Genomic DNA, 20,996 nt, shown 5'->3' on the forward strand with positions numbered 1-20,996 from the left:
AACAGGTCAAGAGTAGTCTCGACAGCGAGATGCTGGTGCTGCAGCTCGACCCTCAGGGACGGATCGAGATGGTCAACGGCAACTTCGAGAGCGAGATGCTCTACCGTGCCGAACAATTGCTTGGACGCAATATCGAGGACATCGTCCCTGCCCACGTAAAGTCGCTGGACTTCTACCAGCGCATGAAAAGCGCGATCAGCCGTGGCGAACACCTGAACGGTGCGTTCCGTCTTCTGCGGGGCAATGGTCAGGAAGCCTGGCTGCGCTCGATCCTGCAGCCGGTGAAGAACAGCGAGGGGCGCATCAAGTACTTCACCCTGCATTCCAGCGACCTCACCCGAACCATCGAGACCTCACGCGAGCACGAAAGCCTGATCAAGGCGTTGATGCGCTCTACTGCGGTGATCGAGTTCGACCTCGACGGCAACATCCTCACTGCCAACGAACGTTTCCTGGCCACCGTCGGCTATCGCCTGGAACAGATTCGCGGTAAGCACCACCGCATGTTCTGCGAACCGCAGGAGGTCAACTCGGCTGGCTACCAAGCGTTCTGGGACCGGCTGCGCCGTGGCGAATATGTTGCCGAGCGCTTCAAGCGCATTGATGCCCATGGCCGGGTGATCTGGCTGGAGGCCTCGTACAACCCGATCTTCGATGCCCACGATGTGCTGTACAAGGTGGTCAAGTTCGCCACCGTGATCACCGATCAGGTCAATCAGGAGCTGGCAGTGGCCGAGGCGGCAGATGTCGCCTACAACACCTCGCTGGGTACCGATGTCAGTGCTCGCAAGGCCACCGAAGTGGTCACCCAGACTGTCACCGTGATGCGTGGACTGGAGGCTTCGATGCAAGAGGCGGCCGACGGCATCCAGGCGCTGGATACCCAGTCGCGGGTGATCGGTTCGATCATCAAGACCATCAGCGACATTGCCGGGCAGACCAACCTGTTGGCCCTTAACGCGGCCATCGAAGCCGCCCGTGCCGGTGAGCAAGGGCGGGGCTTTGCCGTCGTTGCCGACGAAGTGCGCCAACTGGCCTCTCGCACCAGCACCGCCACCGAAGAAATCGCCCGGGTGGTACAGCAGAACGAACAACTGGCGCAGGCGGCAGTGTCGATCATCGACACCAGCAAGCGCCAGGCCGAACAGGGGCTGGCGCTGGCGGATGAGACGGGCAGCGTGATTGTCGAGATCCAGGACGGGGCGAAGCGGGTAGTGGACGTAGTGGGGCAGTTTTCCAGCCGGCTGAGTCTTTGATATGGCTTGGGGTTTGTAATGGCCATGGGATCGAGCTTCGCCTGCGCGGCGCTCGATCTCAAGAACGATAAAAATTTCCAGCCTTACCCACAGCAACAACTGAACAGCTGAACTTCGCCGAGCATGCCGGAAACGAAGTCGCATTTTCCTACAACTGACTCAGAAACCTCCGATCCGAATCCATGATGGGATTTCCCCCTGCACACGTTGTCAGGGAGACACCTCATGTACCTGGATTACCTCGTGCCCTCCTGGCACGAGATCGAGTCACGTGTCATCGCCATGGTGGGCTACCCAAGCGGTGGCCAGTTCCGCACCAGCCTCAATGAAGAGGTCGCCTCACTGGGCCTCAACCTGCGCCGGATCGAAGCTGTCCGCACAGCCTTCTACCACGCCGAATGGCAGGCGGCGCACCTGCTACGCCAGCGCTTCGCCGACCTCGACATCAACAGCATCGTCGACGAACTGCTGAGGGTCGTGCAGCAGATGGCGATGATCGTCGTCGGCAGCACCGTTACCGGTGGCCTGCTTGGCGCAGGGGTCGGCGCATTCGCCGGCGGCGCCGGAACCATTCCGTTCGCCGGCGCAGGCGCGGCCATGGGCCTTAAGGTCAGTGGTTGGATCCTTGGCGCGCTGGGGCTGGCTTCCATTGCCGAGTTCTTCATCGAGGGCTTGCCGCGTATCGGCGAGTACTACGTCGATGGCATCCGCTTCGCCTGGGAAGGCACCTGCGGCAATGAAGGCACCGGCCCGTTCTGCCGGGACGACCCCTATGCGATATCCCGGGCCACGCATCAGATTGCCCAAGGCCATGTGGAAGTCGTGGTGCTGTTGTTGGGGGCAATTGTGTCGTACCTCACCCGCGGGCGCGGCGATGCCCGGGTGCTGGCCCAGGAAATGGCGGCCAGCCGCAAAGGCGCGCGGCTGGGGCAATGGATGCTCCAGCATGAAGAGGGGTTGAAGAAACGGCCGGATCTGCAGGTGCCGGAGCGGCGCAAGGGGGCGATGGATGATCCGCAGCCCGTTAGCCCGAATCAGCCCAGGAAAGCACCAACAAAGACCCATCCGGGCGCGATGGCATTGCATAACGTTGAATGTTTCAAAGCTGATAAAGTACCGGAATACAAAATAGGCGAATTCAAACGACAGTTGAATGGCCAGGAAGACGGGCTCAACTGGATGACCGTTGAAGAATTTTTGGAAAAAGTTGAAAACCCAAATCAGCGCAATAAAGGGCTCGCCCAGAGAGCGAGAAAAAAGGAGCAAGAATTTATCAAGGAAAAAATTGAAAAAGAGCTCAGGAAAACCATGGGCCCATTTGAAGCGCAACGGGTTGCAATAGAAAAAGCCAGAAACCGGATGTCAATTACAGCAGCACTGCACAATCCGGATCTCGTCGCCGGAGGTAGAGACGTCATATCGGACTTTGGGGACCGCCAGGTAAACTCAGTGATAGGCGCCCAATGGAAAACCAGGATACCCAACTTAAAGAAAGCGGCCGAAAGGGTATCCCTGGAGTCCAGAGGCTCAATCCGCATGAATGTCAAATTACATAAGTGCTAAGGTGAGAAGTTTGAAATGGATAAAGTATTTGCCAGTTTGATTGAGAATTTCGGTCCGCCGATTGACCGCCGGGAAGTACCTGGCTCCTCAATCGAAAGATACAGAGACAAGCTTCCTCCCAAGCTTTTGGAATATTGGTCCGAGCATGGGTGGGGGGGCTACGGTGAGGGCATATTCTGGCTAGTCAATCCGCAAGAATACGACGCCGTAGTTTCCTGCTGGATTGCAGGCACGGCACTTGCTTCGCACGACAGCTATCATTTGGTTGCAAGAAGTGCCTTCGGAGACTTGTACCTTTGGGGAGAAAAAACTGGATTTTCATTGGAAATAACAAGCGTTGGGTCTCAGTATATATTTTATCGAACTGAATTCACAAAGGAACAACTAAATACTGAGCTTCAAGGCTTTATTTTGTCAAGAGAAGTGGAGTCAATGGATTTCAACGGTCTCTTCAATCCTGCCAAGGAAAAACTGGGTAGACTTAAACATGACGAGATGTACGGCTTTTTCCCCGCGCTCATGCTGGGCGGGGCTGACTCCCTGCAACATCTCAAAAAAGTCAGCGCTGTTGAACACTTGATCTTTCTGGCGCAATTGACAGATCTTCAACCTTACTCCTTTTCCGAGCAGCCAGATTAATGCCGCAGTCAACCGCCAGGCTGAGCAAAGGCTGGCGCTGGCCGACGAGACTGGCAGCGTGATTATAGGGATTCAGGACGGGGCGCAGCCGGTGGTGGATGTAGTGGGGCAGTTTTGCAGCCAGTGGGGCAGTGAACCAGGCCAGTCACGCTCTGCTTTTTTGTGGGAGCGGCCTTGTGTCGCGATAGGGCCGCAAAGCGGCCCCAGCAATCTGTGCAGTGGCGCTGAAATCTGGGGCCGCTCTGCGGCCCTATCGCGACACAAGGCCGCTCCCCTAGGGGCCCGCGCCATTCATGTCAATCGCACACGGCCCAGGAATCAGCTCCGCTCCCGCACCCAGAACAACGTAGCCCCGGCCACCGCCGCCGGCATCATCAGCACGTTCACGCCTGGAATCATCAGCGCCAGGTAGGTGATGCCGCCAAAGCCCAGGCTCTGCCAGCGCTTCTGCCGCAGCCAAGCGAGCATGTCCTGCCAGCTCATCTTGTTGTTGTCCGCCGGGTAGTCGATGTACTGGATGGCCATCATCCACACGCCGAAGATCAGCCATAGCGGCGCAGCCACCACGTTGACCACCGGGATCAGCGACAGGATGAACAGGCCGATGGCGCGTGGCAGGAAGTAGCCCAGCTTGCGCATTTCGCGGCTGAAGGTGCGCGGTACCATGGCTGCCAGCTCGCCCCAGCTGAAGGCTGGGAAGGTGTCTTCGCCACGCACTACCACCTCGACCTTTTCCGCCAGAAAACCGTTGAACGGCGCGGCAATGATGTTGGCCACCAAGGTGAAGGTGAAGAACACCATCAGCACCAGCAAGGCAACGAACAGCGGCCAGAGGATGTAGCTGAGGAAGCTCAGCCAGTCAGGCAGCGTGGGCATCAGGGCATCGAGCCACAGGCCGAACTGGTGGCCGGCGAAGTAGATCAGGCCACCGAACAGCAACAGGTTGACTGCCAGTGGCAGCAGCACGAACAACCGCAGGTTGGGGCTCAGCACCAGTTTCAGGCCTTCGCGCAGGTATTGGGGGCCAGAGAGGACAGGGGCTTGCATCTAGAGACTCCGCAGAGAAGGAAAACGCGCTGACCTTACCGAGTTTGCCGCGCCGACGAAAGGCACGCCGTGGGCGGGAAACGGGATGTAACAAAAGCGCCCGGGGCTTGTTTATCGATGAAATCGCAGCATAGGCGATGCCTATGAGGTGGATTGTCTAAGGATATTTCCTTAATCTTTGCGACCTCGCTACAGTGCGCTCAACTTTTCGCTTTGCGGGCCTGCGCGTTTTAGCCTTCCCCAAGTGCTGCGTGGGTCCTTTTTAATTTCTTGGCTGGCGCAGCCGGTACACCGATGCCGGCCCTGCGGCCCGCTCGACAGGAGTTCGACATGTCTGAAGTACGTCATTCGCGCGTCATCATTCTCGGTTCCGGCCCTGCCGGTTACAGCGCTGCGGTGTATGCCGCCCGTGCCAACCTCAAGCCGCTGCTGATCACCGGCATGCAGGCGGGTGGACAGCTGACCACCACCACCGAAGTCGACAACTGGCCGGGCGACCCCCACGGACTGACCGGCCCGGCTCTGATGCAGCGTATGCAAGAGCACGCCGAGCGTTTTGAAACCGAAATCGTCTTCGACCACATCAACGCTGTCGACCTGGCCAACAAGCCGTTCACCCTGCAGGGTGACAGCGGCAAGTACACCTGTGATGCGCTGATCATCGCCACTGGCGCCAGCGCTCGCTACCTGGGCCTGCCGTCGGAAGAAACCTTCATGGGCAAGGGGGTTTCGGCCTGTGCCACCTGTGACGGTTTCTTCTACCGCAACAAGCCGGTCGCCGTGGTCGGTGGTGGTAACACTGCCGTGGAAGAGGCACTCTACCTGGCCAACATCGCCAGCAAAGTGACCCTGGTACACCGCCGCGAAACCTTCCGCGCCGAGAAGATCCTGGTCGACAAGCTGAACGCCCGTGTGGCCGAAGGCAAGATCGAGCTCAAGCTCAACGCCACCCTGGACGAAGTGCTGGGTGACAACATGGGTGTAACCGGTGCGCGCCTGAAAAACAACGACGGCAGCAGCGACGAAATCAAGGTCGACGGCGTGTTCATCGCCATTGGCCACACCCCGAACACTTCGCTATTCGAAGGCCAGCTGACCCTGAAAGACGGCTACCTGGTAGTCAATGGCGGTCGCGAAGGCAACGCCACCGCTACCAACGTCGAGGGTGTGTTTGCCGCTGGCGACGTGGCTGACCACGTTTACCGCCAGGCCATCACGTCGGCCGGTGCGGGCTGCATGGCGGCGCTGGATGTCGAGCGCTACCTGGACGGTTTGGCCAACGCCTCGTTCTGATCTGAGAAAAAGGGGGGCAAAGCGCCCCCAATAAAAAACCGGCCAAGCGCCGGTTTTTTATTGTCTGCTATCAGCTCACAGGCTCAGTCGCATCGACAGGTCCACCGCTTTCACATCCTTGGTCATGGCGCCAATCGAGATGTAGTCCACCCCTGTCTCGGCAATCACCCGCAGGGTCGTTTCGTTGACCCCGCCGCTGGCTTCAAGTTTGGCTTTGCCAGCGGTAATGCGCACGGCTTCGCGCATTTCTTCCAGGTTCAGCTCGTCGAGCATGATGATGTCCGCGCCAGCGGCCAGCGCCTGGCGCAGTTCGTCCAGGCTTTCGACCTCGATTTCCACCGGCTTGCCCGGCGCAATGCGGTGTGCTGCGGCCACCGCCTCGGCTACGCCGCCGCTGGCGGCGATGTGGTTTTCCTTGATCAGGAAGGCGTCGTACAGGCCTATGCGGTGATTGTCGCACCCACCGCAGGTCACTGCGTATTTTTGCGCCAGGCGAAGCCCCGGCAGGGTTTTGCGGGTATCCAGCAGGCGCACCTGAGTGCCGGCTACCAGGTCGGCGAGGAAGCGCGCACGGGTGGCGACCCCCGACAGCAGCTGCAGGAAGTTCAGTGCGCTGCGCTCCCCACTGAGCAGCGAACGGGCCGGGCCTTCCAGGTGGAACAACGGCTGATTGGCAGTGGCCTGCTCACCGTCGGCCACCTGCCAGTGCACTGCAACGCGCGGGTCGAGCTGGCGGAATACGGCATCGACCCAGGCGGTACCGGCGACCACGCAGTTTTCACGGGTGATGATGGTCGCCTTGGCCAGGCGCTCGGCCGGGATCAGTTGCGCGGTGATATCGCCACTGCCGATGTCCTCCAACAGCGCGCGGCGCACGTTGGCTTCAATTTCAGCGGTCAGGTCGGCAAGGCGTAGGTTCGGCATGGTCGGCTCCACAAGCTAGGTGCCCGCGATTATAGGGCAGGGGGCCGGTGTGTACAGCCGCCTTGGCGCTGACCTTTGGTCGGACGTCGTGAGTAATCGGAGCCGATCAGGGTCATTAGCCAGCCAGCGAAACGGCGCTGGTAGCTATGCGATTTTTTACCGATAATGGTGACTGGTATTTGGCGCCATGGCTTTGACGATTTTCCAGCCCTTTCGGGCAAGACACCCTGCAAGGAGTCCAGGATGCAAAAAGAAGGCAAGGTGGTGCCCTTGGCGGCAGCCATCGACCGAGGGGGGCGCACGCCTCATCCTTGCCTTCCGGTCGTGTTGCTGCAGGTGCGCGACAAGGCCGCGTTGCAGTTGCGTCAGGGCCTGCAGGACTTGTTCGACAATGCCGATGACATGCTCTTCGAAATGGCCGACAAGGCCTTTGACCGCAGTGACCAGAACCTGTACTTCGAGGCCATGCGTGACCTGCGCCTGAAGCGCAAGAGCATCGAGCGTGGTTTTCTGGATACGTTCCACGATGCTTTCCTCCGAGCCGGCCAGGTCGACTTGCTGGCAAACCTGGTCGAGCCGGGCAACCCGCGCAGCAAGGCTCAAATGGAGCGGGCCGCCGCCATCGAGGGCATGGTGGTGCGGGTGCTGTCACGCGATGGCATCGCCCTGCAGCAACTGGGTCTGCGCCTGCAGGCATTGCTCGACCGCCCCCTGTACGAGCAGCACAACCCATTGGGGCCAGCCGCGCTGTGTCGTTACTTTCTCGATGCCGGGCGTAATCTGGGCGTTGGCCTGCGGGTCAAGCTGGTGTTGCTGAAGCTGTTCGAGCGTTATGTACTGCGCGATGTCGATGTGATCTATGGCGAAGCCAACCAGTTGCTGGCCGCTGCCGGCGTGCTGCCCGAGCTGCAACCGGCGCCGCGCCGGCGTGCCGAAGACCGGCGCATGCGTGCGCGACCCGGGCCGGCGAACCTTGGCCAGGAGGAGGGGGCGGACGCCGCAGGGCAGGCGTTGTTTGCCTCGTTGCAGGCACTGCTGGCGCCGGTGCGCGGGCAGTTCGCTCCGCGCTTGCACGCGGTGGCTGCCGCCCAGCCGATCAGTACCGCTGACCTGCTCCGGCTACTGTCGCATTTGCAGCGCTATGTGCCCGCCACGTACGAGGCCGATGACTTCGAGCTCGGCCAGCAGCTTGAGCAACTGCTGTTGCGGGTGAGTGTGCGCAGCGGCACGCGTCGGCGCCTTCACGTGGCTGACGAAGACATGATCAACCTGGTTGGCCTGCTGTTCGCGTTCATCCACAACGACGACAACCTGCCGGCCAGCCTGCGGGCGCTGATTACGCGCCTTCATATTCCCCTGCTCAAGGTGGCACTACTGGACAAGGGGCTGTTCAGCCGGAGTAGCCACCCGGCGCGCCGTTTGCTCAACGAAATCGCCGGCGCCGCGATTGGCTGGGAGTGCGGCAGCGAGTGCCAGCGTGACAGCTTGCACATGCGGGTAGAGCGGATCGTCCAGCGCCTGCTCAATGATTTTGCCGACGATGCCAGCCTGTTCGCCGAGTTGCTCGACGACTTCCTGGCATTCAATCAGGACGAACGGCGACGTAACGAGTTGCTGGAGCAACGCACTCGCGACGCCGAAGAAGGCCGTGCCCGGGCAATGCAGGCCAGGCAGCAGGTGCAGCACGTGCTCAACCAGCGCCTGCGTGGCCGGGTACTGCCGCAGGTGGTGGTGCAAATGCTGGTGCAGGCCTGGAGCCAGGTACTGCTGCTGGCTTGGCTGAAACAGGGCGAGGCCTCACAGGCCTGGCACGACGCAGTGCAGACGATGGACATGCTGCTGGCCAGCATCACGCCGCCACATGAGCCACAAGCCTTGCTGCAGCAGGTGCCAGGCCTGCTCAAGGCGCTGCGCGATGGCCTGGCCAGCGTAGCCCTGGACGCGGTGGCGACTCGCGAGTTCTTCCTGCAACTGGAACAGTTGCACCTGCGGGCCTGCGCAGGTAATGAGGCGCTGCCGGGGGGCCAATCCTTGGGCGATGTGCGGGTGGCTGAAGAGATTGTGCTGACGATTGCCGAAGAGCCCGCCTGCGTGCCCCTGCACGCTGCCGACGGGCAGGCTGCAGCGCTGCGCCAGGCGCAACGCCTGCGCATCGGCACCTGGGTCGAGGTGCTCGACGAGGATGAACCACTGCGCTGCAAGCTAGTCGCGCGCATCGACAGCAGTGACAGGCTGGTGTTTGCCAACCGCACCGGCATGAAAGTGCGCGAGTGGAGCAGCGCCAGCCTGGCCCAGGCACTGCAGCGGCACGAAGTGCGCGTGCTGGATGACCGCCTGTTATTCGAACGGGCGCTGGAGGCGGTACTTGAGAGCTTGCGGCAAGGGCAGGCGCAATAGGTCGACGCATTACAATCATTCACATGCACACGGCGTGGGCCGCAGGGCATACTGTGGGCATGTTCACGGCGTTTTTCAGGATCTGCCCATGCAATTGGACCGTGCCACAGGCTGGTTCCACGGAATCGGAATCACCCACTGCCCCTCGCCGAACTTCAATGCGCGCCCCGAAGGCGAATCGATTTCCCTGCTGGTGATCCACAACATCAGCCTGCCCCCGGCCTGTTTCGGCACGGGCAAGGTGCAGCAATTCTTCCAGAACCGCCTGGCCCCTGATGAACACCCGTATTTTGCCAGCATCACCCACCTGACCGTGTCGGCGCACCTGTTCGTCGAGCGTGACGGCGCGGTGACGCAGTTCGTGTCGTTGCATGACCGTGCCTGGCATGCGGGTGTGTCGAGCTTTGACGGGCGCGAAGGCTGTAACGACTTTTCCATCGGCATCGAACTGGAAGGCACCGACGACCTGCCCTATACCGATGCCCAGTATGCGGTGCTGGAGCAACTCACCCGGCACATCCGCAGTGCCTGGCCGGCCATCGACCTGAACCGCATTCAGGGCCACAGCGACATTGCCCCGCAGCGCAAGACCGACCCCGGCCCGGCCTTCGACTGGCCGCGCTACCGCCAGGCGCTGCAGCACAACGAGGACAAGGCATGAGTTTTCTGGTGTTGGTGCTGGCGCTGTGGGTCGAGAAGTTTTCGGCGCTGCGCCATAAGGTGCAGCGTGACGGGTTCTTTCTTGGTGAACTGGTGCGCCTGGAGCGCAGTGGCAAGGTGCACCCGTGGTGGACGTTGGCCATCCTGGTGTTGGCGCCGGTAGCGCTGCTGGTGTTGCTGCTGCATGTGCTGGAGCCGGTGGCGTATGGTTTGCTGGCGTTGCCGGTGCACCTGCTGGTGCTGATCTACAGCCTGGGCCGCGGCGATGCCAAGGCATCGTTGGGGGCGTTTCGTGATGCCTGGCGGCGGGGGGACGATCAGGCGGCGCTGCACGTAGCCGAGCGCGACCTGGGCCTGGTGGCCGATGAACCGCACAGCTTGCTGGTGCGGGTGCAGGGTAACTTGCTGTGGCAGGTGTACCAGGGCTTTTTTGCGGTGATCTTCTGGTATTTCGTACTGGGCCCTGGCGCAGCGCTGGCTTATCGATTGTTGGCGCTGTGTAGTGAGCACAGCAAGCAGCCGGCTTTGAAGGCGCGTGCCGAGCAGTTGCGGCACATCATGGACTGGTTGCCGGTGCGGGCGCTGGCGTTGAGCTTTGCCCTGGTGGGCAACTTCCTCGCGGTGACACGGGTGATGCTGCACGAGGTGCTCAACTGGCACATCAGCGCCGGGCACCTGGTGGCTCGGGTGGGGCGGATTGCCGATGACATTCCCGAGGAGGAGGACAGCCAGCGCGGGTTGGGGCGGCTGGACAGCCTGTGGGAATTGCTGTTGCGCTGTGCAGTGCTGTGGTATGCCGGGTTCGCGCTGTGGACCGTGCTGGTCTGATTCGGGGCCAATCGCATCCCACGCGAATCCCGGTCACCCGAGTTTCACCAGCCGAACAACGTGCAAGCATTGCGGGTGCTGGCCTGTGCCAGCACCTCGACATCCAGCCCCATCACGTGCGCCAGCGCCGTGGCAATTTCCGGCAGATGCTCCGGGCTGTTGCGTACCCCCGGGTACATCGCCGGTGCCATGTCCGGTGCGTCAGTCTCCAGCACCACACTGTCCAGTGGCAGCCGCGCCAGAGTCTTGCGCAGCCGCAGCGCCTGCGGCCAGGTACCCGCACCGCCCAACCCCAGCAGGAAGCCCAGCTTGATGTACTCGCGGGCCTCTTCGTAGCTGCCGGCAAACGCATGAATCACCCCCGCCCGCGCTGGCTTGTAGCGCTTGAGTGTGGCAATCACCTGGGCATGGCTGCGGCGCACGTGCAGCAGGGCCGGTAGTTCGAAGTCGCAAGCCATCTGCAGTTGCGCTTCGAACAGCGCCTGCTGGCGGGTCTTGTCAAGGTCTGCGAGGTAATAGTCCAGACCAAACTCACCTACGGCACATAGCCGCGGGTTGTCGCGCAGGCGCTCCAGCCACTCGCGCAGCTGCACCAGGTGCTCAGGGCGATGCTGGTCGAGGTAGACCGGGTGCAGGCCAAGCGCGGCGAACAGGCGCGGCTCGGCGCAGGCCAGCTCCCACACGCGCTGGAAATTCGCCTGGCACACCCCCAGCACCACCATCCGCTCCAGCCCACGGGCCGCCGCGTTGGCCAGCAGGCGCGGACGGTCGGCGTCGAAGTCGGGGAAGTCCAGGTGGGTGTGGGTGTCGATCAGGCGCATGTTCAGGCCGCTGAGATGCGTTGCTTGAAGGTGCGGCCAACGGCGTGCACGCCGGGTTCATAGCGGTTTTCCTCGATGGCGGCCAGTGCCAGTTCAAGCGCAGTGGCGGCAATCTGGCCATGCTGCTGGGCCATGGCATTGACCGGCAGCGGCAGGAAGTCGAGCAACTGGTTGTCGCCAAAGGTACCCAGCTGCAGTTGGCGCGAGTCGACCGGGCGCGCCTGGAGGGTGTCGAACACGCCCTGCAACAGCACGTACGAAGTGGTCACCAGAGCATCCGGCAGGCCCCCCAGGTCGTCGATCAGTTGCTGCATCAGGCGTTGGCCGCACTCACGGCTGAACGCTTCGCCCTGATAGCGGCGCACTTCGCCGGTATAGCCTTGCAGGGCTTCGTCGAATCCGCCGGCACGCGCCTGGCTAACCGACAGCTCGGGGCGCGCGCCTATCAGGGCGATGCTGCGTGGGGCCGAGCTGAGCAGGCTGGCGGCCAGCTGGCGGCTGGCATCGCGGTCGTCGCTGATCACCGAGCAGAAATGTGCGGGGTCCAGGCGGCGGTCGATGGCAATCACTGGCAGGCCTTTGTCCTGCAGCTCGCGGTAGCTGTCATCTTCTGGGGGCAGGCAACTGGCAACGAACAGCGCATCGCATCGGCGCGCACGGAACAGTTGCTGCAGTTGGCGCTCGCTGTCTGGCTGGTCGTCGCTGCTGGCGATCAGCAGCTGGTAGCCGCGGGCGCGGGCGCCTTGCTCCAGTTGCTTGGCAATGCGGGCGTAGCTGGGGTTCTCCAGATCCGGGAGAATGAAGCCCAGGGTGCGGGTATGCCGGCTGCGCAGCCCAGCAGCCTGCGGGTTGGGGGTGAAGCCGTGGGCTTCGACCACCGCGCGTACCCGCTCGACAGTACTGTTACTGATGCGCTGCTGTTCAGCCTTGCCATTGATGACGTAGCTGGCAGTGGTCACGGACACACCGGCCAGACGGGCGATATCGCTGAGTTTCACCGAATTTTCCTTGTTATTTCCGGGGCTGCCTATAAGGCCAGACCGGGTAGTTTGACCCGGTACAGGCATCACGCGCAGACGACCATTGTCGCAATTGTCCGACAGGATGGGGCTTTTTACTGGGCAGATTATCGAGTAACGTGGCCGTCTGGTCAGATTAAACGTTTCAGCTGCCGAATTTTCTGCCTCGGCTGCCACCTGCGCAAGGCTGCTGAACTGGCCCTTTATGTGAATTTCACAACAATACTCCAGTACCCGAACGGGAACTGCAAAAGGAGAAGGTCATGCTCGAGCTCGCCAATGAGCAGATAGCCATGGGCCAGAAGGCCGCCGACAAGGCCGAGGCATTGCGCCTTTTGGCGGATCGGCTGGTTGCGGACGGTCTGGTCGCCGAGGGTTACCTGCAAGGGCTGCAGGCCCGGGAAGCACAAGGCTCCACGTTCCTTGGCCAGGGCATCGCTATTCCCCATGGTACGCCGCAAACACGTGACCTGGTGTATGCCACTGGCGTGCGCCTGCTGCAGTTCCCCGAGGGAGTAGACTGGGGTGACGGGCAAATGGTCTACCTGGCCATTGGTATTGCCGCCCGCTCCGACGAACACCTGCGCCTGCTGCAGCTGTTGACCCGGGCGCTGGGCGAGACCGACCTGGCCGAAGCCTTGCGCCGGGCCAGCTCTGCCGAAGCGCTGCTCAAGCTGCTGCAGGGCGCGCCCCAGGCGCTGGCGCTGGATGCGCAGCTGGTCGGCCTGAACGCGCCGGCAGAAGACTTCGACGAACTGGCCTGGCGCGGTGCCCGCCTGCTGCAACGTGCCGACTGTGTCGACAGTGGCTTTGCCGCCGTGCTGCAGCAGGCCGAGCCGCTGCCGCTGGGAGAGGGCCTGTGGTGGCTGCACAGCGAGCGCCAGGTTCGTCAACCGGGCCTCGCCTTCATCACCCCGCAGCAACCGCTGCGTTACCGCGACCAGCCGCTCAACGGTCTGTTCTGCCTGGCCAGCCTTGGGGCCGCTCACGAGGCCCTGCTCGAGCGTCTGTGCGAAGTGTTGATCGAAGGCCGCGGGCAGATGCTCTACCAGGCCACCAGCAGCCGTGCGGTACTGGAAGTGCTGGGCGGTGAAGCGCCGGCGGACTGGCCTAGCGCACGTGTCGTGCTGGCCAATCCACATGGCTTGCATGCGCGCCCGGCCAAGGTGCTTGCACAACTGGCCAAAGGCTTTGATGGGGAAATCCGTGTGCGCCTGGTCGATAGCGCGCAGCCAGCCATATCGGTGAAGAGCCTGAGCAAGCTGCTCAGCCTCGGCGCACGCCGTGGTCAGGCACTGGAACTGGTCGCCGAACCGAGCATCGCTGCCGATGCCTTGCCGGTGCTGCTGGCGGCTATCGAACAAGGCTTGGGTGAAGAGGTAGAACCGCTACCGCAGAGCGTCGCGCCCATTGCCGATGACGTACCCGAAGTACTGCAAGCACCAGCGGCCGGCAGCCGTATCCAGGGTGTGGGCGCCGCCCCCGGCATTGCCAGCGGCCCGGCGCATGTCTGTGTCGAGCGTGAGTTTGACTATCCCTTGCGGGGGGAATCGTGCGCCCTGGAGCGGCAGAAACTGCGCGAAGCCTTGGCTACCGTCAATGGCGAACTGCAGGCTTTGGTCCTGCGCAGCGACAAGGCCATTGGCGAAATTTTCGTCACCCACCAGGAAATGCTTGCCGACCCGGCCCTGAGCGACGATGTCGAACAGCGCCTGGCCCAGGGCGAAAGCGCTGCGGCCGCGTGGATGGCCGTGATCGAAGCTGCGGCCCGTCAGCAAGAGGCGTTGCACGATGCGCTGCTCGCCGAGCGCGCCGCCGACCTGCGCGATATTGGCCGCCGCGTGCTGGCGCAGTTGTGTGGTGTGCAGGCGCAGACTGAACCCGAGCAACCCTATGTGCTGGTGATGACCGAAGTCGGTCCATCCGATGTCGCCCGCCTGGACCCCAACCGGGTTGCCGGCATTGTCACCGCCCAGGGCGGCGCCACGGCCCACAGTGCCATCGTCGCCCGGGCGTTGGGCATACCAGCAGTGGTCGGCGCGGGTGCATCGATACTGCTGTTGGAGAGTGGTACGCCGCTGCTGCTCGATGGCCAGCGCGGTGTGGTCAGCGTCGCACCGCCAGCGGATGAGCTGCAGCGGGCGCTGGCCGAGCGTGACCTGCGCGAGCAACGCCTGCAGGCCGCCTGGGCCAACCGCTTCGAGCCGGCTATCACCCGTGATGGGCATGCCGTCGAGGTGTTTGCCAACATCGGCGATAGTAACGGCATCGCCAAGGTGGTGGAGCAGGGCGCCGAAGGTGTCGGCCTGCTGCGCACCGAACTGATTTTCATGGCCCACCCTCAAGCGCCGGATGTGGCTACTCAGGAAGCCGAGTACCGCCGCGTGCTCGATGGCCTCGATGGGCGCCCGCTGGTGGTGCGCACTCTGGATGTTGGCGGCGACAAACCGTTGCCTTACTGGCCGATCGCTGCCGAGGAAAATCCCTTCCTCGGCGTGCGCGGCGTGCGTTTGACCCTGCAGCGCCCGCAAGTGATGGAAGACCAGTTGCGCGCGTTGCTGCGGGCCGCCGACCAGCGCCCGTTGCGTATCATGTTCCCGATGGTTGGCCAGGTGCACGAGTGGCGTGAGGCTCGGGCCATGGTAGAGCGCCTGCGTGCAGAAATCCCGGTAGCCGACCTGCAACTGGGCATTATGGTCGAGGTACCTTCAGCGGCCCTGCTGGCAGCGCAGTTGGCGCGTGAGGTGGACTTCTTCAGCATCGGCACCAACGACCTGACTCAATACACCTTGGCCATCGACCGTGGCCATCCCAGCCTGTCGGCACAGGCCGATGGCCTGCACCCGGCGGTATTGAGCCTGATCGACATGACCGTGCGCGCCGCCCATGCCCACGGCAAGTGGGTGGGCGTGTGTGGCGAGCTGGCGGCCGACCCGCAGGCGGTGGCCGTGCTGCTGGGGCTGGACGTGGACGAACTCAGCGTCTCCGCGCGCAGCATCGCCGAAGTCAAGGCACTGGTTCGCCAGGCCGATCATCAGACAGCCCGCGCCCTGGCGCGCGAGGCCCTGCAACAGGACAGCGCCGCAGCAGTTCGCGCGCTGGTGGAGCGTTACTGAATGGCCAAGATCCTCACTCTCACCCTGAACCCTGCGCTGGATATCACCATCGGCCTGGACACTCTGCGCCCAGGGCAGGTCAACCGTAGCCAGGCGCAGCACAGTCACGCCGCGGGCAAGGGGTTGAACGTTGCCCAGGTACTGGCCGACCTGGGGCACAGCGTAACCGTGGGCGGTTTCCTGGGGGCCGACAATCTGCAGCCCTTCGAGGCGCTGATCGACGGCCGCGGTTTTATCGACTGCTTTGTCCGTGTGCCGGGCGAAACCCGCAGCAATATCAAGCTGGTCGAGGCCGATGGCCGCGTGACCGACATCAACGGGCAGGGCCCGGAGGTCGACGAGGCGGCACGCAGTGCCTTGCTGGACAGGCTGGAACAGATTGCCCCCGGTCACGATGCCGTGGTGGTGGCCGGTAGCCTGCCGCGTGGAATCAGTGCCGACTGGTTCCGCCAGTTGCTCGAACGGTTGAAGGCCCAAGGCCTCAAGGTAGTCCTGGACAGCAGTGGTGAAGCCCTGCGTGTCGGCTTGCAAAGCGCGCCCTGGTTGGTCAAGCCCAATACCGAAGAACTGGGCGAAGTGCTGGGCCTGGCTGTGGATAACCTGGCGCAACAGCGCGCCGCCGCCAAGCGCCTGCTGGACAGTGGCGTTGAACACGTGGTGGTGTCTGCGGGCGAGCAGGGCGTCACTTGGTTCAGTCGCGATCTGGCCCTGCAGGCCCGCCCACCCAAGGTGCGGGTGGCCAGCACGGTGGGGGCGGGGGATTCGCTGGTGGCCGGCATGGTCCACGGCCTGCTGCTGGCCGAGGCGCCTGCGCAGACGTTGACCCGGGCCACTGCCATCGCCGCCCAGGCCGTTACCCAGGTTGGCTTCGGCATCCATGACCGCGAGCACCTGGCGCAGTTGGAAGCGGCCGTGCAACTGACAGAACAACAAGAGGGTTGCCGATGAACATTGCCATAGTCACCGCCTGCCCCAATGGCCAGGTATCGAGTGTACTGAGTGCACGCTTGCTGTCCGCCGCCGCCCAGCGTCGCGGCTGGAGCACCAGCGTCGAAGTGCAGAATACTGAACACCCCGAGCGGCAACTGAGCGCCGCACAGATCGCCGATGCTGACTGGGTGCTTGTGGTCAGCACCGGGCCGGTGGACCTGGCCCGCTTCGTCGGCAAGCGCCTGTACCAAAGCACGCCGTCCCAGGCGCTGGCTGATCGCGAAGGCTTTCTCGACGAAGCGGCAGCCAACGCCGAACTGCTGGCCGCTGTGACAGGCACCCCCGCCGCAGTTGGCAGTGCTGGCGCTCGCATCGTTGCCGTCACTGCATGCCCGACCGGCGTAGCCCATACCTTCATGGCCGCAGAAGCCTTGCAGCAAGCCGCACAGCAACTGGGCTACCAGTTGACCGTCGAGACCCAGGGCTCGGTCGGTGCGCGCAATCCCTTGTCTGCTGAAGCCATCGCAGCGGCGGACGTGGTGCTGCTGGCCGCCGACATTGAAGTACCCACTGCACGTTTCGCCGGCAAACGTATTTACCGTTGTGGTACTGGCATTGCCCTCAAGCAGGCCCGCGCTACCCTGGACAAAGCCCTGGCGCAGGCCTCGGTGGAAAACGGTGCCGACGCTGCAGCGGCGACCACGCCGGCCAAGGGCGAGAAAACCGGCGTGTACAAGCACTTGCTGACCGGTGTGTCGTTCATGCTGCCGATGGTGGTGGCCGGCGGTCTGCTGATTGCCCTGTCGTTCGTGTTCGGTATCGAGGCCTACAAAGAGGCGGGCACCTTGCCGGCGGCGTTGATGCAGATTGGCGGTGAAGCCGCCTTCAAACTGATGGTTCCGCTACTGGCAGGCTATATCGCCTGGTCCATCGCCGACCGCCCCGGGCTGGCCCCGGGCATGATCGGCGGCCTGTTGGCCAGCACCTTGGGGGCCGGCTTTATCGGTGGCATCGTCGCCGGTTTCCTCGCCGGTTACAGCGCCAAGGCCATTGCCCGATGGGCGCGCTTGCCCAGCAGCCTGGAGGCGCTCAAGCCGATCCTTATCATTCCATTGCTGGCCAGTCTGTTCACCGGCCTGGTGATGATTTACGTGGTCGGCCAGCCGGTAGCGGCGATGCTCGAAGGCCTGACGCACTTCCTCGACAGCATGGGCACCACCAATGCCATCCTGCTGGGGCTGTTGCTGGGCGGCATGATGTGCGTCGACCTTGGCGGGCCGATCAACAAGGCCGCCTATGCGTTCTCGGTGGGGCTGTTGGCCTCATCGAGCTACGCGCCAATGGCGGCGACCATGGCCGCCGGCATGGTGCCGCCGATTGGCTTGGGTATCGCCACCTTCCTAGCCCGGCGCAAGTTTGCTCAGAGCGAGCGCGAGGCGGGCAAGGCGGCGCTGGCGCTGGGGCTGTGCTTCATCTCCGAGGGGGCGATTCCGTTTGCCGCCAAGGACCCGTTGCGGGTGATCCCGGCCAGTATCGCCGGTGGTGCGCTGACCGGGGCGTTGTCGATGTATTTTGGCTGCAAGCTGATGGCGCCGCATGGCGGCTTGTTCGTGTTGTTGATCCCCAACGCGATCAACCATGCGTTGCTGTATTTGCTGGCGATTGTGGCGGGTAGCCTGGTGACAGCGGTGGTGTATGCGGTTATCAAGAAGAGCGAGCGTGTGGAGTTGGCCGTGGCGCCTGCTAAAAGTGTCTGAGCAGACCTCGTTCTGTGGGAGCGGCCTTGTGTCGCGAAAGGGCCGCAAAGCGGCCCCGGCATTATTTGCATCGACGCTGAAATCCCGGGGCTGCTGTGCAGCCCTTTCGCGACGCAAGGCCGCTCCCACACGGATCGCGCCAGCTTTCAGAAATTGAGCAAGACAGTTGGTCCCACAGAGCCGGCGTTGGCCTTTCAACGGCGATGCTTCTGCCGCAACGGCACCAGTAGATCACCCAGCCCGTTGTGATCGATCTCATGCATCAATGCCAGCAACCCGCCCAGTTCTCCTGCCGGGAAGCCCTTGCGCGCAAACCACGCCAGGTAGTCACCGGGCAGGTCGGCAATGATCCTTCCCTGGTACTTGCCGAACGGCATGCTGCGGGTCACCAGTAGTTCGAGGGTTTCCGGCTTCATCTTCGCGCACCTGGCTGTGGAAAGGCGCCGACCATACTGCAATCTGCACGAAGCCCCAAGCGGCAATCATGCAGAACGCCGTAATCAGCAGTCGCCAATAAATCTATAACTTATTGAATCGTAAGGGGTTTGTGTTTTTTAAAAGCGTGGCACGAACACTGCAACTCTCTAGAGGACTATCACCTGCCAAGGAGTTCGACCATGAGCAACCCCAACAAAGACGTGATCGACGTACTCAACGACCTGATCGAGTACAGCAAGGATGGCGAGAAAGGTTTCAAGGCCTCGGCCGATGATGTTAAGAACCCCGAACTGAAAGCGTTCTTCGTCCAGCGTGCGGGTGAGTGCGCCAACGCTGCCAGTGAATTGCAGGGCGAAGTACGCCGCCTGGGCGGCGACCCGGAAACCTCTACCAGCATCAGTGGCGACCTGCACCGCGGCTGGGTCAACCTCAAGTCGATGGTCACCGGCAAGGACGAAGAAGCCGTGCTGAACGAGGTGGAGCGTGGCGAGGACCACGCCCTCAAGGCCTACAAGGAAGCCCGCGAAAAGCTGGTGAAACTGGGCCGCACTGCCAGCGACATGACCTACAGCCTGGTGGAAAAGCAGCTGCAAGGCGTGCAGCGCAACCATGACCAGGTCAAGGCCCTGCGCAACGCTGCTCGCGCCCGCTCCTAATCGAGCGGGCCCTCTACCCGATTTCGGCCATTGGCCTTGGCGCGGTAGAGCGCTTCGTCCGCAGCACCCAGCACCCTGCCAAGGTCATGCTGGGTGCCGGACAGACCGATACCGATGCTCACGGTCACTGCGTGGGCATCATCCGCAAACGGCGCCAGCGCCTCGACGCTGGCGCGGATGCGTTCAGCCAGTAGCTGGGCCCCGGCCAGATCGGTTTCTGGCAGCACTACCTGAAACTCCTCCCCACCATAGCGCGCAGCCAGGTCTGCGGGGCGACGAATGCAGGCCTCGATGGCCTTCGCCACTTCGCGCAAGGCATGGTCGCCACCGGCATGGCCATGGCGCTGGTTGAATGCCTTGAAGTGGTCCACGTCCACCATCAGTATCGCCAGCGGCTTACGGCTGCGTTGGGCGCGGGCCCATTCCTGGCGAAGCACATGGTCCAGCCTGCGGCGGTTAGCCAGGCCAGTCAGGCTATCGGTGGAAGCGAGCATCGCCAGGTTTTCTTCGGCTTCGTGGCGGCGGCGCAGTTCGCGGCCAAGCAGCAACGTCAGCCACAGAATGCCCACGCACAGACCGCCGGTGGCGACGCTGACCAGAATGGCGGTGCGGCGCCAGGACTCGAAAACCTCGTCGGCCGAGTGCGCCACCAGCACGATCAGTGGCAACTGCGCGACCCGGGCGAAGGTGAACATGCGCAGTTTGCCGCTGCTGTGGGAGCGGGCGGTGAAGCTACCGCTCTGTTCACTGAGGATGCGTTTGAAATTGGGCCGTTCGGTGTAGTAGGTGCCAATCAGTGGGTCCTGCCCGCGGTAGGGCTGGCGGACGAGCAACTGCCCATCGGTATTGAACAGGTTGATGCTGCTTTCGTGGCCAATGTCCAGGCGCTGGAACAACTCATTGAAGTACGACAGGCGCAGCGCACCCGCTGCCAACCCGGCGAACTCGCCATTGGGGCCGGAGATACGTCGGCTGAAACTGATACACCAGTCCAGGTCGCCAAGCTTGGCCTTGAACGGGGGGCCCACCAGCAAGCCGAGATTGGCATTGTGCTGGTGGGCCTTGAACACCCCGGTGTCGCCGAAGTTGGCCTTGCGTGGCACGTTGCTGGTGGAGTCGCCGACGACATTGCCTTGCTTGTCCAGCCACAGCACGTCACCGCGCTTGCGGTCGACAAAGGCTTCATTGAACAGCAGGCGCTGGCGTATCGGGCCGGGGACTTCCGGCAGTTCCTTGCGCCCGACGGCCCAGATCAGGCCTTGCAGTGATTGGTCGTAGAGTTCGACGTTGCGCAGAATGTCGCTTTCGATCAGCTGGACGATGTTGTTCGACGAGCGCACCGCCGACTGCTCGACACTCTCGCGCTCGCGGGCAAGCAGGTAGCTGACGATGGCCACGATGGCGAGCACGGCAAGGCAACTGCCCAGATTGAGGATCAGCTCGGGGTGCGACCTGTAGATTGCGAAACGCGGGGATTGGGTGGGCATGCTCGCTACTGCGTGGGCAGGGCCATTCGCGGCGGCGGTATTCTAGGGAAGCAGGGATTGTCGGACAAGATTTGTCCGACGGAAGCACGGTGTACTGTTCTTTTCGAGTTGCCGTGTGCCCCTGTAGGAGCGGATTTACCCGCGAACATCGGCGAAGCCTTCTTC

Annotated in this window: 16 protein-coding genes and 2 pseudogenes; 12 read left to right on the forward strand and 6 right to left on the reverse strand. The window is 62.7% G+C overall.

All coding sequences use genetic code 11. The features are described 5' to 3' along the window. Positions 1-68: 68 nt before the first annotated feature. From I8746_RS27600 to I8746_RS14240, 4 genes and pseudogenes are all read left to right on the forward strand, one after another. Positions 69-662, forward strand: a pseudogene (locus I8746_RS27600) (PAS domain-containing protein); the annotation flags it as partial. A 180-nt stretch (positions 663-842) separates the two neighbouring features. After that, positions 843-1,256, forward strand: a pseudogene (locus I8746_RS27605) (methyl-accepting chemotaxis protein); the annotation flags it as partial. A gap of 225 nt (positions 1,257-1,481) precedes the next feature. Continuing rightward, positions 1,482-2,819: a DUF6861 domain-containing protein gene (locus tag I8746_RS14235; protein WP_012051207.1), complete on the forward strand. Its 1,338-nt coding sequence runs from the start codon at positions 1,482-1,484 to the stop codon at positions 2,817-2,819. Between the two features lie 15 nt (positions 2,820-2,834). After that, complete coding sequence (locus tag I8746_RS14240; RefSeq protein WP_012051208.1) at positions 2,835-3,458, forward strand: GAD-like domain-containing protein; 624 nt, start codon at positions 2,835-2,837, stop codon at positions 3,456-3,458. Between the two features lie 318 nt (positions 3,459-3,776). Here the strand turns inward: I8746_RS14240 and cysZ are convergent, their stop codons facing one another. Continuing rightward, positions 3,777-4,505 (reverse strand): sulfate transporter CysZ, encoded by a 729-nt coding sequence (gene cysZ, locus I8746_RS14245; RefSeq protein WP_004575866.1) that lies wholly within the window; start codon positions 4,503-4,505, stop codon positions 3,777-3,779. A 330-nt stretch (positions 4,506-4,835) separates the two neighbouring features. On the opposite strand from cysZ, the gene trxB reads away from it, so the two are divergent. Then, positions 4,836-5,798 carry a thioredoxin-disulfide reductase gene (gene trxB / locus I8746_RS14250; RefSeq protein WP_003247318.1) on the forward strand — a complete coding sequence of 321 codons (963 nt, stop codon included), beginning with the start codon at positions 4,836-4,838 and terminating at the stop codon, positions 5,796-5,798. A gap of 75 nt (positions 5,799-5,873) precedes the next feature. On the opposite strand, the gene nadC is transcribed toward trxB, so the two are convergent. Next, complete coding sequence (nadC, locus tag I8746_RS14255) at positions 5,874-6,722, reverse strand: carboxylating nicotinate-nucleotide diphosphorylase (RefSeq protein WP_012051209.1); 849 nt, start codon at positions 6,720-6,722, stop codon at positions 5,874-5,876. Positions 6,723-6,965: 243 nt separating this feature from the next. Here nadC and I8746_RS14260 point away from each other — a divergent pair, with 243 nt between their 5' ends. From I8746_RS14260 to ampE, 3 genes are all read left to right on the forward strand, one after another. Next, positions 6,966-9,119, forward strand: coding sequence for a DUF1631 domain-containing protein (locus tag I8746_RS14260; RefSeq protein ID WP_012051210.1), 2,154 nt, complete (start codon positions 6,966-6,968; stop codon positions 9,117-9,119). An 88-nt stretch (positions 9,120-9,207) separates the two neighbouring features. Continuing rightward, entirely contained in the window at positions 9,208-9,780 is a 573-nt protein-coding gene (gene ampD / locus I8746_RS14265; RefSeq protein WP_012051211.1) for a 1,6-anhydro-N-acetylmuramyl-L-alanine amidase AmpD, read from the forward strand. After that, positions 9,777-10,607 (forward strand): regulatory signaling modulator protein AmpE, encoded by an 831-nt coding sequence (gene ampE, locus I8746_RS14270; RefSeq protein WP_003247314.1) that lies wholly within the window; start codon positions 9,777-9,779, stop codon positions 10,605-10,607. The genes ampD and ampE overlap by 4 nt, the downstream gene beginning before the upstream one ends. 44 nt (positions 10,608-10,651) lie before the next feature. On the opposite strand, the gene I8746_RS14275 is transcribed toward ampE, so the two are convergent. Both I8746_RS14275 and cra read right to left on the reverse strand, forming a co-directional pair. Continuing rightward, positions 10,652-11,428, reverse strand: coding sequence for a TatD family hydrolase (locus I8746_RS14275; RefSeq protein WP_012051212.1), 777 nt, complete (start codon positions 11,426-11,428; stop codon positions 10,652-10,654). A gap of 2 nt (positions 11,429-11,430) precedes the next feature. Further along, positions 11,431-12,426, reverse strand: coding sequence for a catabolite repressor/activator (gene cra / locus I8746_RS14280; RefSeq protein WP_017148101.1), 996 nt, complete (start codon positions 12,424-12,426; stop codon positions 11,431-11,433). A 284-nt stretch (positions 12,427-12,710) separates the two neighbouring features. On the opposite strand from cra, the gene ptsP reads away from it, so the two are divergent. The 3 genes from ptsP to I8746_RS14295 are packed head-to-tail and all read left to right on the forward strand — an operon-like array spanning position 12,711 to position 18,250. Then, positions 12,711-15,563 (forward strand): phosphoenolpyruvate--protein phosphotransferase, encoded by a 2,853-nt coding sequence (gene ptsP, locus I8746_RS14285; protein WP_012051214.1) that lies wholly within the window; start codon positions 12,711-12,713, stop codon positions 15,561-15,563. Then, positions 15,564-16,511 carry a 1-phosphofructokinase gene (gene pfkB, locus I8746_RS14290; protein ID WP_012051215.1) on the forward strand — a complete coding sequence of 316 codons (948 nt, stop codon included), beginning with the start codon at positions 15,564-15,566 and terminating at the stop codon, positions 16,509-16,511. After that, the gene (locus I8746_RS14295) at positions 16,508-18,250 is read left to right on the forward strand and encodes a PTS fructose-like transporter subunit IIB (RefSeq protein ID WP_221100767.1); all 1,743 of its coding nucleotides are present in this window, start codon (positions 16,508-16,510) and stop codon (positions 18,248-18,250) included. The genes pfkB and I8746_RS14295 overlap by 4 nt, the downstream gene beginning before the upstream one ends. Before the next feature lie 194 nt (positions 18,251-18,444). Here I8746_RS14295 and I8746_RS14300 read toward each other — a convergent pair whose 3' ends face one another. Then, positions 18,445-18,666, reverse strand: a complete 222-nt coding sequence (locus I8746_RS14300) for a DUF3820 family protein (RefSeq protein ID WP_003247308.1) — start codon at positions 18,664-18,666, stop codon at positions 18,445-18,447. A 201-nt stretch (positions 18,667-18,867) separates the two neighbouring features. Between I8746_RS14300 and I8746_RS14305 the strand changes: the two genes are divergently transcribed. Beyond that, positions 18,868-19,344, forward strand: a complete 477-nt coding sequence (locus I8746_RS14305) for a PA2169 family four-helix-bundle protein (protein ID WP_003247307.1) — start codon at positions 18,868-18,870, stop codon at positions 19,342-19,344. On the opposite strand, the gene I8746_RS14310 is transcribed toward I8746_RS14305, so the two are convergent. Next, positions 19,341-20,831 (reverse strand): sensor domain-containing diguanylate cyclase, encoded by a 1,491-nt coding sequence (locus tag I8746_RS14310; protein WP_012051217.1) that lies wholly within the window; start codon positions 20,829-20,831, stop codon positions 19,341-19,343. The genes I8746_RS14305 and I8746_RS14310 overlap by 4 nt on opposite strands. Positions 20,832-20,996 lie beyond the last annotated feature (165 nt).

The sequence above is a fragment of the Pseudomonas sp. USTB-Z genome (assembly GCF_019691255.1).
In the GTDB taxonomy this organism is placed as follows: Bacteria; Pseudomonadota; Gammaproteobacteria; order Pseudomonadales; family Pseudomonadaceae; genus Aquipseudomonas; species Aquipseudomonas alloputida.